14 protein-coding genes are annotated in these 12,234 nt (G+C 69.0%); 5 read left to right on the forward strand and 9 right to left on the reverse strand.

Features of this window, described 5'->3' with window-relative positions; genetic code table 11:
• The first annotated feature begins 43 nt into the window (after window positions 1-43).
• Complete coding sequence (locus tag OG804_RS01780) at window positions 44-868, forward strand: YceI family protein (protein WP_328393163.1); 825 nt, start codon at window positions 44-46, stop codon at window positions 866-868.
• A 25-nt stretch (window positions 869-893) separates the two neighbouring features.
• On the opposite strand, the gene OG804_RS01785 is transcribed toward OG804_RS01780, so the two are convergent.
• The 3 genes from OG804_RS01785 to OG804_RS01795 form a co-directional block, all read right to left on the reverse strand.
• Window positions 894-2,111 (reverse strand): flavin-dependent oxidoreductase, encoded by a 1,218-nt coding sequence (locus OG804_RS01785; RefSeq protein ID WP_328393165.1) that lies wholly within the window; start codon window positions 2,109-2,111, stop codon window positions 894-896.
• Window positions 2,108-2,563: a hypothetical protein gene (locus tag OG804_RS01790; RefSeq protein WP_328393167.1), complete on the reverse strand. Its 456-nt coding sequence runs from the start codon at window positions 2,561-2,563 to the stop codon at window positions 2,108-2,110. The genes OG804_RS01785 and OG804_RS01790 overlap by 4 nt, the downstream gene beginning before the upstream one ends.
• A gap of 177 nt (window positions 2,564-2,740) precedes the next feature.
• Window positions 2,741-3,904, reverse strand: a complete 1,164-nt coding sequence (locus OG804_RS01795; RefSeq protein WP_328393169.1) for a hypothetical protein — start codon at window positions 3,902-3,904, stop codon at window positions 2,741-2,743.
• 152 nt (window positions 3,905-4,056) lie between these two features.
• Here OG804_RS01795 and OG804_RS01800 point away from each other — a divergent pair, with 152 nt between their 5' ends.
• Window positions 4,057-5,142, forward strand: a complete 1,086-nt coding sequence (locus OG804_RS01800; RefSeq protein WP_328393171.1) for an NAD(P)H-dependent amine dehydrogenase family protein — start codon at window positions 4,057-4,059, stop codon at window positions 5,140-5,142.
• A complete protein-coding gene (locus OG804_RS01805) occupies window positions 5,132-5,647 on the forward strand; it encodes a carboxymuconolactone decarboxylase family protein (RefSeq protein ID WP_328393173.1) in 516 nt (171 codons plus the stop codon). Before OG804_RS01800 ends, OG804_RS01805 begins: the two co-directional genes overlap by 11 nt.
• A gap of 37 nt (window positions 5,648-5,684) precedes the next feature.
• Here the strand turns inward: OG804_RS01805 and OG804_RS01810 are convergent, their stop codons facing one another.
• The 3 genes from OG804_RS01810 to OG804_RS01820 all read right to left on the reverse strand — a co-directional run bounded on the left by OG804_RS01810 (window position 5,685) and on the right by OG804_RS01820 (window position 7,760).
• Window positions 5,685-6,380, reverse strand: coding sequence for an NUDIX hydrolase (locus OG804_RS01810; protein WP_328393175.1), 696 nt, complete (start codon window positions 6,378-6,380; stop codon window positions 5,685-5,687).
• Between the two features lie 62 nt (window positions 6,381-6,442).
• Complete coding sequence (gene lexA, locus OG804_RS01815) at window positions 6,443-7,087, reverse strand: transcriptional repressor LexA (RefSeq protein WP_328393177.1); 645 nt, start codon at window positions 7,085-7,087, stop codon at window positions 6,443-6,445.
• Between the two features lie 85 nt (window positions 7,088-7,172).
• On the reverse strand, window positions 7,173-7,760 hold the full coding sequence (locus OG804_RS01820) for an NADPH-dependent FMN reductase (RefSeq protein WP_442941845.1): 588 nt from the start codon (window positions 7,758-7,760) through the stop codon (window positions 7,173-7,175).
• A gap of 270 nt (window positions 7,761-8,030) precedes the next feature.
• Between OG804_RS01820 and OG804_RS01825 the strand changes: the two genes are divergently transcribed.
• Together OG804_RS01825 and OG804_RS01830 are read left to right on the forward strand one after the other, a co-directional pair.
• On the forward strand, window positions 8,031-8,492 hold the full coding sequence (locus tag OG804_RS01825; protein WP_328393181.1) for a GNAT family N-acetyltransferase: 462 nt from the start codon (window positions 8,031-8,033) through the stop codon (window positions 8,490-8,492).
• A 16-nt stretch (window positions 8,493-8,508) separates the two neighbouring features.
• Window positions 8,509-9,333 (forward strand): hypothetical protein, encoded by an 825-nt coding sequence (locus OG804_RS01830; protein ID WP_328393183.1) that lies wholly within the window; start codon window positions 8,509-8,511, stop codon window positions 9,331-9,333.
• Between the two features lie 10 nt (window positions 9,334-9,343).
• Here the strand turns inward: OG804_RS01830 and OG804_RS01835 are convergent, their stop codons facing one another.
• Genes OG804_RS01835 through OG804_RS01845 form a run of 3 tightly spaced genes read right to left on the reverse strand, consistent with a single transcriptional unit; the run spans window position 9,344 to window position 12,233 of the window.
• On the reverse strand, window positions 9,344-10,321 hold the full coding sequence (locus tag OG804_RS01835; RefSeq protein WP_328393185.1) for an SCO2521 family protein: 978 nt from the start codon (window positions 10,319-10,321) through the stop codon (window positions 9,344-9,346).
• 1 nt (window position 10,322) lies between these two features.
• Window positions 10,323-11,318 (reverse strand): SCO2522 family protein, encoded by a 996-nt coding sequence (locus OG804_RS01840; RefSeq protein ID WP_328393187.1) that lies wholly within the window; start codon window positions 11,316-11,318, stop codon window positions 10,323-10,325.
• Complete coding sequence (locus tag OG804_RS01845) at window positions 11,319-12,233, reverse strand: SCO2523 family variant P-loop protein (RefSeq protein ID WP_328393189.1); 915 nt, start codon at window positions 12,231-12,233, stop codon at window positions 11,319-11,321.
• Window position 12,234 lies beyond the last annotated feature (1 nt).

The raw sequence follows: 12,234 nt of genomic DNA on the forward strand, positions 1-12,234 counted from the left end.
GTTGCTTGTGCTAATCAACTCTGAGGGTGAAAAGGTGATGCTCATGTCCGGTTTGACCGGCCGCATCCAGGGCGCCGACGGCTGGCCGGTACCCGACGCGGTCCTGACCGTGACGGATATGCGCGGTCGGCAGATCTGCCGCGCGCTCTCCGACGAGAACGGGGCGGTGTCCACCGAGCCGTTGCGTCCGGGCGTGCACACTGCGGTGCTGACCGCCGCCGGATATCAGCCGGCGGCGCGGGCCGTGCAGATCTCCTCGTCGGGAACGGGTTCACTCGGTGAGGTGGCTCTGGCTCCCGTGGTCGACGCGGTCGCGCTGCCGCCGGCCGGACCGTGGACCATCGACCCGGTGCACTCCTCGGTGATCGCCACCGCGCGTCACCTGGGCATCTCCAGTATCAAGGCGCGGTTCGCCGAGGTGAGCGGCCGGCTGGACATCGCCGACCGATTCGAACAGTCCGCCGGATATGCCGAGATCAAGGCCGCCGCGATCGATACCGGTATCGAGATGCGCGACAACCATCTGCGGTCCAGCGATTTCCTGGACGTCGAGAACTATCCGCTCATCTCGTTCCGCAGCACCGGGATGAGCCGCACCGGCGGCGACACCTGGGTGATGTCGGGCGAGCTGGCTCTGCACGGCCAGCGTCGCCCCGTCGACCTCGCGCTCACCTACGGCGGGTTCGGTGCCGACCCCTGGGGCGGGGTGCGTGCCGCGTTCCACGCCGAAACGACCTTGCGCCGCGATGATTTCGCCATCGACTACAACGCCGTGGTCCGTGCGGGTGTCGCCGCGGTCGGGACCACGGTCAAACTCGACCTGGACATCCAGGTGGTGCAGGGCGAGCAGCTCCCCGAGGCGGGGTGACGCGCGGTCGTCGCCGCGGCGAGGGCTACCGGATCGCGCTCACCCGGCGGTAGCCGTCGGTGATCGCCCGCAATTCCTGCGCGGTCAGCACGTCCTGGATGCGGGCGAAGCCCTCGGGTGCTCGCTGCGCCACGATCCGCAGGGTGTGATCCATCGGGATATCCCGGTTGGCGAGCACCACCGAGTTGGCCGCCTCGCGGCGCGCGCGGTCGTAGGCCGCCAAGGCGGTGACGGGGTCGGTCGACCCCTCCAGCGCCGCGGCGACCGCCCGGGCGTCCAGGATGGCCTGCGAACCGCCGTTGGATCCGACGGGATACATCGGGTGCGCGGCGTCGCCGAGCAGCGTGATACGCCCGAAGCTCCAGCGCGGCAACGGATCCCGGTCGACCATCGGATATTCGAGGATGGTCTCGCTGCCCGCCAGCAGCGCACCGGCGTCCAGGCCGCCGATATGCCAGTCGTGGTAGTACGGCAGCACATCGTCGAGACGTCCGGTGCGGGTCCATTCGGCTTCGCCCTGGGCCCCGTCGGGCATCTGCACCTCGGCCACCCAGTTGACCAGCACGGTGTCCTGGCCGGGCTCCACGGGAGAGAGCGGGTAGGCAACGAGCTTGGCGGCGTGATTGCTCCCGGCCATCACCATCGACGCGCCGGTGAGGAACGGCGGCGCCGCGGCCACCCCGCGCCACATCCGGATACCGTTCCAGCCCGGCGCGCCCTCGTCCGGGTACAGATGCGCCCGGACCGCGGAGTGCAGACCGTCGGCGCCGATGAGGACATCCGCGGTCAGTTCCACTGCGGTATCGCGCCGCCGATCGTGGACCACCGCGCGGACCCGGTCGTCCTCCTGTGTCGCCGCGGTGAAGTGATGTCCCGTGCGCACGGCGTCATCGCCGAGGCGATCGCGCAGCGCGTCCAGCAGCACTGTCTGCAGGCGGCCGCGATGGACCGAATACTGCGGCCACGGATGTCCGGCGGCCAGCCCACGCGGTTCGCGCCAGATCTCGTTGCCGAACCTGTCGAAGTGGACCAATTCGGACGTGGCTATCGCCTGTGCGGCCAGGGCGTCGGCCAGGCCGAGTTCGACCAGGGCGCCGGTCGCGTGCGGTAGGAGATTGATACCGACGCCGAGTGGGCGCAGCTGCTCCACCCGGTCGATCACCTGAACATCGATTCCGCTCGCGTGCAGGCTCAGTGCCGTCGTCAGTCCGCCTATTCCGGAGCCGACGATCAGTACTTTCACCGGGTCGACCCCAGTGGCGCGTAGGCGGGGTTGAACCGCTCGTGCAGATGCGCCACCGCGCGCGATCCGGAGTCGGAGAGCACGCTCTCCTTGTATGCGCAGGGCAGCCCTTCCTGCCCGCCCGGCGTCGGCCATCGCGCTACGCCCGCGCCGAGCACGGTGCGCGCGAGGTGGCGGCGCGCGGCGGCCAGACTGTGGCCGATGGGCAGCCGGTCGTCGGTGAGCAGCGTGGTGAGCTCATGGTCGGTCGCCATGATGGTCACCCGGTTCAGCGATACCGCCGCGCCGTCGGCTGTGGTGAGAGTCGACTGTCGTACGACCACCGGATCGGTGTCGTCGCAGCCCAGTGCCGCGCGCACAGTGTGGTCGAGGGTCGCGCCGGTGGTGACATGCTGATCGGTCAGGTCGAGAACGAGTGGCAGGCCGATCAGCGCCTCCAGCAATCTCGTCATGGATCCGTCAGCGCGCAGTAACATCCTGGTAACCGACGGCAAATCCGATTCCGTTGTCTCCGTGAGGAATTCCGTCACCGGATCAACGATACGGATATCGGCACGTAGCGGCATTCCCGTGGGCGGAGAGATGGGCCACGTCACGGCGGGGCCGGGCATGGGTGAATCGGGGGCGAATCAGTTCCGCACGATATCGACGGGGTTGCTGAGCGCCTGCGCCAACGCGGACTGCTGGGCGGGACCACGTGGTGGGACGGCCGCCGCCGCCTCGCCGATCCGGGTGCCCAGGTTGGTCGTCAGCTGCTGGAGTTGCGCGATTCCCGTTTCGATCAGGTCGGCGGCCGCGAGCAGTTGTGTTCCGCCCTCCTGGGCGCGCCCGGGAATCTCCGCGGCGAGATCGGCGCCGCGGTCCAGCTGTCCGGCAACCGTATTCAGCCGTTCTGCCATGCCGCGCAGTAGAGCCCCGAGATCGGTGCCCGGATCGATGGGTACCCCCGACAAGTCCGCGAGCCCGTTCAGCTGAGTGCTCGCCTGTGCGGAGACATCCCGTACCGCCTGGAGTTTCGTGACGGTGTCGGCGACCCTGGCGTCGTCAGCGAACGGCAATCCGCGCAGCAGCGGCAGGATCTCGTCCAGGCCGGCGGTCATCGCGGCCGAGGACTGCCGCACCTGATCGACCGTGATCCCGGTGCCGTCCAGTGCGGTGGCCAGTTGCCCGGCCTGCCCGGCGGCGCCCGCGATGGTCGAGCGCAGTGCATCGATGGACGAAGTCAGCTGCGCGACACCGTTTTCCGCGTTGTCCAGCAGTTCGATCAGCTGTGCGGAGCCGGCATCGAACTCCGCGGCGCCCGCCGTGGCCGCGTTCACTCCGGCGCCCAGCATTTGCGCGGTGAACTGGGCGGAGGAGATAGCGGTTCGGGCCTGTGCCGTGGCCGCGAGCGCGGCTGCTATCCCGGCCGCGCTGATCCGGTCCGTGACGGTCGCGATGGCGCCCTCCACGGTGTCGGCGTCGGCATCACGATGGATATCGACGGTGAGCCGGGCCCGGCGCGGTTCGGCGCCGCCGAGTGTCGCCATGGCATCGGTCAGGTCGGCGGGCAGGGTGATCACCGCGGCGTAAGCGGTGGTGTCGGCGGCCTCGGCGGGGACGGCTTTCCAGTCGTAGCCGCCGGCCTTGCGCACCGCCTCGACCACCTGCTCGCCTGTCGGGCCGGTATCGGCGTTGACCAGCGCGATTCCGGTCGGCGCGACGGATGGGCGGAAGTACGCGGTGGCGCCGGCGGTCACCGCGCCCGCGAGGACGAGAGCGATGGAGGCCGCCCGAACCTGACTCTTGATCACGGAAGCGGACTCTACGGTCTGTTCTTGGGGGATCTCCCGGAGTTCGGTGAGGGTTCGATAAGGGTGCGGCCCGGGCGACGCCGTGGCCGGGGTGCGCGGTCCGAGCTCGCGGAAACGCTCCTCGACAACCAAGCGCTTGTTAGAATTCGCCGATGATCTCGACGGTTGTCTGGGGGACCGGCAACGTGGGCCGCGCCGCGATACGGGCGGTCGACGCGCATCCCGCACTGACGCTGACGGCGGTGCTCGTCCACGATCCGGCCAAGAACGGCCGGGACGCGGGCGACCTGGCCGGCCTGGACCGGACGCTGGGCGTACCGGCCACCACCGATATCGACGCGGTGCTGGCCGGCCGTCCGGATGCGGTGGTGTACGCCGCCTCGGGCGATATCCGGCCCGACGACGCCCTCGCGGATATCGTCCGCGCGATCGGGGCCGGCGCCGTAGTGGTCACGCCGGCGCTGTACGCGCTCTACGACCAGCGCGGCGCCCCACCGGAGTTCCGCGACCCGATCCTGGCGGCGATCGAATCGGGCGGCGGCTCACTGTTCGTGTCCGGAATCGACCCCGGCTGGGGCAATGATGTGCTGCCGGTGCTGATCAGCGGTCTCGGCAGTGTCGTGGACGTGGTCCGATGCCAGGAGATCTTCGACTACTCGACCTACGACCAGCCCGATTCCGTCCGCTACCTGGTGGGTATGGGCCAGCCCATGGACCAGGTGCCGCCGATGGTGATGCCCGGCGTGCCGACGATGGTCTGGGGCGGGCAGGTCCGGTTGATCGCCCGGGCGCTCGGGGTCGAGCTGGACGAGGTCCGCGAGACGCTGCAGCGGCTCCCCTTGGAGACCACGGTCGACACCGCGACGATGGGCAAGTTCGACGCCGGCACCCAGGGCGCGATGCGGTTCGAGGTACAGGGCATCGTGGCAGGCGAACCACGGATCGTGGTCGAACACATCACCCGGATCCATCCCTCGTGCGCGCCGCAATGGCCCGCGCCGCCGAACGGCGAGGGCGCGCACCGGGTGATCATCGAAGGACGTCCGCGGATCGAGGTCACCGTCGAAGCGACCGACGAGGGCGACAACTACGCGGCCGGCGGCAACGCCACCGCCGTGGGACGCCTGGTCGGCGCGATCGACTGGCTCGCGGCCGCCGAACCCGGGCTCTACGACGCGCTCGATGTGCCGCTGCGGCCGGCGGCCGGAAAGCTGGGAAGGAACGGTCATGAGAGTTGACATCCCCGAAGGCAAGGACCCCATCGGATACGTATGGGGTGAGATGGTCCCCGGTATCGGTATCGCCGCCTCGAATTTCTCGCTGGCGGTGTACTCGCACACCACCCTCGGGCTACGCGAATTCGAGGCGGCGCGGCTGCGGATCGCCCAGATCAACGGGTGCGTGTTCTGCCTGGACTGGCGTACCGAACGCGACGGGCAGAAAGTCGAGGCGGGATTCGACGCCGCCGTCGCCGACTGGCGCGGCACCGACGTGCTGGACGACCGCGCGCGTCTGGCGGCCGAATACGCCGAACGCTATGCCCTCGATCACCACAACCTCGACGAGGACTTCTGGGCCCGGATAACGGCCCACTACAGCCAGGCCGAAATCGTGGAGTTGAGCATGTGCCTCGGTTCCTGGCTCGCGTTCGGCCGCCTCAATCACGTCCTCGGACTCGACGCGGTCTGCGTGCTCCCGGGGCATGCGGCCGCGGGCGAACCGGGCGTGCGGCCCGGCGCCTGATCCTCGTTTCGCGCCGACGGGGTGCATCATGGGCAGGTCAGTGGTGCGTCCAGTCCGGCTGCGCGAAATCCGCGACCCGCGCCGCCGCCGGATCGCTACCCAGCAGCACCACTTCCCGGAACTGCCACAGCATGGCGCCGGTGGGGGCGTGGATGGTCATTTCCGGGCCCAATCGCATCTGCAGCAGTCCCGGTTCCCCCGGCGGGACCTCGGCGGCCGGTGTCGCCTCGTGCATCCGGGCGGCGCTGCGCGGGACCCAGTGCGGAGTGTCGTCGGCGGCCAAACGGGCGAAATCGGCCCGGTGCACCGAGTGGACCTCGTCCGGATTCGGTGCGAGCCGGGTGATATCGGTGAGCGTCGCCACGATGGGGGTGATGGCGAAGCCCGAAGCGGCCGGGAAATCGTCGAGCACACCGAGAACGTCCTCGGGGCCGGTCGTCAGGCCGAGCTCTTCGTGGAGCTCGCGGATGGCGGCCTGCTCCAACGTTTCGCCGGCTTCCACCCGTCCGCCCGGCAGCGCCCACTGCCCGGCGTTACGGCCCTGGTAGGCCCGTCTGATGACGAGTACCGCCAGCGATCCGCCCGTATCCACCACGCACAGGACCACGGCCGCGCGGCGCATTCCGTCGGTATCCGGTACCGCGATCCGCGGGAACGAGTCCAGCCGGGTGCGCGCGAGTGCGCGGAAATCGTCGAGGTTCTCGGGGACCCGTGGTCCCGGGTCAGCACCCATGCGTTCGATCATGCACCATCGCCTTGTCGCCGCCCGCGGGCGGGCGAACCCGGCCGTCGCGCTCACATCCGGCGCATGACGGATACGACCTTGCCCAGTACCACCGCCCGGTCCCCGTCGAGCACGTCGTAGGCGGGGTTGCGCGGTTCCAGGTACACATGGCCGCCCCGGCGCCGGAACACCTTCACCGTGGCCTCCCCGTCGAGCATCGCGGCGACGATCTCTCCGGTCTGCGCGTCGGGTTGGCGGCGCACCACCACGAGATCGCCGTCGCAGATCGCGGCGTCCACCATCGAGTCGCCCCGTACCCGCAGTCCGAATACGGTGCCCCGGCCCACGAGTTCCCGCGGCAGGGTGAGTACATCGTCGGTGTGCTCGTCGGCGAGGATCGGGGCGCCGGCGGCGATATCGCCGACGACCGGTACCGCGACAGCGTCCCGGTCCGGCTGCCGCTCCCCGCCGGTGTCGAGGAACAACCGGATATCCATCGGCCGGGACATACCGTCACCGCGTCGCAGGAAACCCTTCTCCTCCAAACCCTTCAGATGCCTCGACACCGACGAGGTCGAGCGCAGTCCGACCGCGTCGCCCAGCTGCCGGGTGTTCGGCGGGTATCCGTGCCGTACCACCCACTCTCGGATCGCCACGAGAATGCGGCGCTGGCGTACCGGCAGGGTCGAGGTATCGAGGTGGTCGTATTCGGTCACCGGAGCATCGTATGCGCGGGCTCCGACAGCGATTACGGCATATCCGGGCAGGTGGTCCGCCGTCGGCGCCCGCGCGCGGGGTGGTTCAGCCGAGGTACGGGCGGGCCGCGCGGGCAGTGCGCAGTGCGTCGCCCCACCAGGTGAGCTGGTTCAGCATGGTGGTCGCCGCGGCATCGGCGCCGGAGTCGGCCACCAGAGCGCCCGCTTCGTCCCGCTGTCCCCAGGGGTTGTGGAGGCTGACCGTGTCCCGGATCGTGACGGCGTGCAATTCGGCGAACACGGCGCGCAGGTGTTCTATCGCCCGTAGCCCGCCCGATATCCCGCCGTAGCTCACGAAGCCCACGGGTTTGGCCTGCCACTCCGCGAAATGCAGATCGATGAAGTTCTTCAGTGTGCCGGGGTAGCTGTGGTTGTACTCGGGGGTGACGACGACGAAGGCATCCGCCTCGGCGAGCGTCGCCCGGGGTCCGGCGATCGCCGGGGCGGGCGCGCCGAAGGTGTGGGGGAGTTCGGTGGTCGCGACGTCGACGCTGGTCGGCGACAGGTTCGGGTGGTGCGCGGCTCTGTTCAGGAACCAATCCCCGACCGTCGGCGCGAAACGTCCGTCTCGACTGCTGCCGAGGATGACGGCGACGTGCAAGGGCTCGGCGGGAGAGCCGGTGTCGGCGGCGATGTCCACAATTCCTCCAGGTGATGTGCCGGGCGGCCGCTGGTGTGCCGCTCCGGAATCACCTTGCTTCCTCGAGTATTGTTCAGGTCAAGGCCGGGCGAGGCGAACGCGATCGATATCGCCGCCGCTGTGTCGAGCGCGAGCGATCGGGTATGCCGACACCAGGAGCCGCCCGCATCACAGAACGGTTGCGCGACCCCTACACTGGCGCGGTCGGCGAGTTGACGTTCTAGGCTGGTATCGGACGGCATATGCCCTGGCACGAGGGAGCACATGGATAACGCGGAGGCGCCACAGCCGGTATATCGGCAGGCCCGCTTTGCCGATCTCGAGGATATCGCGGCCATCGAGGCCGAGGTCTTCGGTGAACCGTACCTGTACCTCATGCTGCGCCAACTCTACGACCTGCACGGATCGGAATGGCTGGTCGCCGAAGCCGGCGGCACGGTCATCGGTTACGCACTCACCCTGGAGAAGTCGGGGCGCGCGCTGTTGTTCACCTTCGCGGTGGCCAAGCGGTACCAGGGCGCCGGCTTCGGTCGCGCCCTGCTGAACCAGACCCTGCACGTATGCCGGGAACTGGGCGCCGACACCGTGTCTCTCACCGTCCGGCCGGATAATCACCCGGCCGGGAACCTGTTCAAACAGGCCGGTTTCGAATTCGTCGAACACGACGACCGCTACTTCGGCTCGGGTGAGCCCCGCGACCTCTACGAATTCGCGCTGCGTCCCTGATCGCTAGACTGGCGACATGGGCGAGATCTCGCCGTTCGTGGCGTCGGTCTCGACCCGGATCGCCAGGCACGCAGCGGCATACACCTCCGATCTGGATGCCGCCCCGCATCCCGAGCGGATGACACTCGATTCCTTCGCCGTGCACGTCGAGGCGGTTCTGGACGATTACGATCCGCCCAGTGCGCGCCGACGCCATTCCGACACCCTGGTCTTCCCGCATCTCTACGAAGCGGCTCGCGATCCGCGCGACGACGAAGAGGGCTGGCTGGTACCCAGTGCGGTACTCGCCGCGCTCATGGCCGCGGAAGTGGAGTTCCGGGGTCCGTTACGCCTCAGTGCTCGCCAGAACACCCTGCTGGCAGAGGAATACGAGGTGATCGGCGCGCAACTGTCGGCCGCCGGATTGGCCACGCACGCGGCCCTGGCTTTCCGGCGGGCGATGGCGCTGTACCGCGTGAACGAGGACGACGACGCCGAGGACCGCTGCGGTCTGCAACTCGCGCGGGCGAATACCAGGGCGCTGCCACTGGGATTGCGCCGGTGGGCCGGACAGGGGTCCTACATCCTCTGCGGCCACGGCTACCGGCCGTCCTGGCTGTTGGTGTGGGTGGTTCTGCAGATGCTGCTGTTCACCGGGGTCGCCCTGCTGCTGGGCAACGTCCAGGGCCCGGCGGACACCGTCTACATGGGTGTGACGAGTTTCCTGAACCCGCCCGGACTCGGTGATACGAAGGAGTTGCACAGCGCCACGAAGGTGCTGTTCGTGGTCGAGGCGTGGACCGGCGCGGTATCGATGTCGGTCTTCTTCGCACTGCTGGTGCGCAAATGGTTCCGGATGTGATCGCGCGGGCTCACCATTCGGCGTCGAAGATCTTGTGCCGCAGCGCGGACAGCGTCGCGACCGCGATATTGTCGCGCAGCCGGCCGACCAGCGTGTTCCACTGCCGGGAGAAACCGGGATCGGTCTGCAGTTCCTTCCACAGTGCGCGCAGCACCGGTGGCGTGTGCGCGCCGGGCATCCAGAGCCCGGGCAGATGTTCCAGTGCCGGGGCGAGGATATCGATCCGCTCGCGGCTGTGCGGTGTGAAACGGTCGGCCTCGTCGAGAACGCCGGCCAGCACCGTCAGTAACCAATCGTGCGCCGCGAGATCCTCGCAGAACCGTTGTGCCGCCGCGAGGTCCGCCTCGTCGCGCACGATCAGCCGGACCGAGCGGACCGTATCGTCGTCCATGTGCAGCGTGGCGGCCGGTCCGCTGCTGCCGCCCACCCGCGCGGTCCAGCGCAGCCGGGTCGTCCCGGTCTGCACCGGCGGATTCTGGTCCAGCCGGGAGTCCGCGCGTACTCGGGCCAGCAGGCGTTCGCTGATCGACGCCAGATCGAGTGGGGCCGTGCCGGGATGGGCTCGGTCGGCGAGATAGCCGTCGGCCAGGGCGGTTCCGGCCGCCATCCGCTCCGGGATCCGGTTGACGACCTCGGTGACTCCCTTCTGGCTTATGTAGTGGGACCAGGTCTGGCGACGGCGCTCCGACGCGCGCACGACCCGGGTGCGCGCCGAGGATTGCAGTACGCGCCCGCCCACCAGCGCGAGGCTGGTGGCCACGGTCCCGACGATGCGGGCGACCTCCTCGCCCAGCATCAGATCGCAATGCACCCCGACGGCCGTGGTCGGGGAGAGGCCCAGTGTGCCCGGCCTTTCCTTCCACGAGATCGCGCAGCCGGGCAGCAGCGCCAGCAGTTCACCCGCCTCGGCGCGGGTGAGCGCCGTGGCAGACGGCAACAGGCAGGTGCGTACCTCGCCGAGGACGACCAGAGGTGCGGTCGCGGCCATCTCAGGACCCGTCGAGCAGCAGGTGGGACAGTCGCTCGCTGATCTTGCGCGGTACCGTGACCGGCACCTCGTCCGCGGCGCCCGCCGCGATGGTCTGCGCGAGCACGTCGTCGTCCAGATCCAGGTGATCGAGTACCAGGCGCACCGAGTGTTCGATACCGATATAGCGCTTGGGCAGCATCGACAAAGTCTGGTACGCCGCGAACGGCGCCGCGTCGGGGTTGAGCTGCACGACCGGCGGCACCTCGTGCCAGCGCCGCGGCCACGGCTCACCGCGCCACAGCTGCGGTTCCACCACGGCGGCACCGTGATACCGCAGCATGCCCAGTCGGAGCAGATGCCAGACCGCGGCCAGGAACGGACACGACCAGCGGGTGACCCCGTCCTGGGTGCTCCACAACTGCACATCCAGGAAGATGGAGTGCTCGCGCCGGCCGAACTCCTCGGGCGGTTCGTAGCTGCGCCCCCGCATGGCCTGGGCCGGTTCGTGTTCCGAGGACCGGCGGCCGTTGCACAGCCACCCCGATTGGACGGTGGGCGGCCGGCGCCCGGTATCGGGCGGCGCCGGTTCGGCGACTATCCGCGCGGCCACCATCTCGGCCACCGGTATCGGTTCGCCCAGCGGGACCCCGTCGACGAATTGCGAGGTCTGCCAGCAGCCCGACTCACGCGCTAGGTAGTCGATGGTCAGACCGGATTCGGCAGCGGCAGTGAGCAATTTGCCGAGGATCTCGACAGGATCGGTATCGGGCTGGAAGTAGTCGTCGATCAGGTAGCAGGTGCTGACCCGGACGTCGGGACCGAACCGCACACGCGCCGATTCGACGAAAGCCGCCACCAACGGCACGATGCGGCGGAACTCCGATTTCACCCTGTCGATATCGCCGACGATGTCGTTGAGATAGAAGTGCCCGACCTCGATCGACAGATGCGATAACGGAACCGGCGCGATCCATGGCTGCTCGGTGGCCTCACTGTAAACCTGCCTGTCCCGCATCTAGAGCCTCTCCCAACTGGCGACGTCCACCAGGCGCCGGGCCAGTTCGGTATAGGCCAGCGCGGTTTCGTGATTGGCGATGTGGGCGTTGACATCACTGTCCAGGATCAGCTGTTCGCGCCATTGCAGCACCGGTTCCATCGGGGTCGCGCCGAGTACCGCCGTCGCGCCGAGCCGGTTGGCGGTGGCCAGCCGGCGCAGCGCCACATCCTGTTCCTGCAGCCACGCGGCCTGTGCGGCGCGCTGCGCGGTCAGATGGGAATCGGCGGCGGGTACCGCGGTGCGGATATAGCGGGTGGAGCCGAGCAGTTCATCGGGGTCGTGGCCGCAGGCCGCGCCGGTCTGCAGCAGACCGTGCGGGCCGTAGACCAGCCCGGCGGCCGCCAGGATGTGCTGGCGGGTCCAGCGATGGAAGATCAGCCAGCGCGCGGTGCGCCTGCGCAGTTGCGGCAGCGCGGTCGCCTGCAGGGCGATCTCCAGCGCGACCGACCGGCCCGCGCTCAGATCGACCACCACCACCCGGAACTCCTGTTCCAGCGCCACCAGCAGTTCCGCGCACCGGGTCACCACCGCGTCGTCGGCGGTGAGGAATTCGGCGCCGCCCTCGTCGCCCGGGAACAGCACGAGCCGTCCGGATCGGGGAGCGATGCGCTTGAGTTCGGATCTGTCGGTAGCGGTACCCACATCGACCCGGGCCGCGGTGCCGCTCTGGCCGAGCAGGTAGGAGTGCACGCCGCCGTCGGCGATACCCCGTTCGACCGCGCTGATCTCGAACAGCGCTCCGGCGGTGGGGGAGCCGAAGTCGAAGTCGACATAGGCGACGTTGCGGCCCGACATGCACAGCCGGTACGCGATATTGCAGCTGGTCACCGAACGTCCGGTGCCGCCCTTGTCGGAAGTGGAGAAAACCAGCACC

Source organism: Nocardia sp. NBC_00416, assembly GCF_036032445.1.
Classification (GTDB): Bacteria; Actinomycetota; Actinomycetes; order Mycobacteriales; family Mycobacteriaceae; genus Nocardia.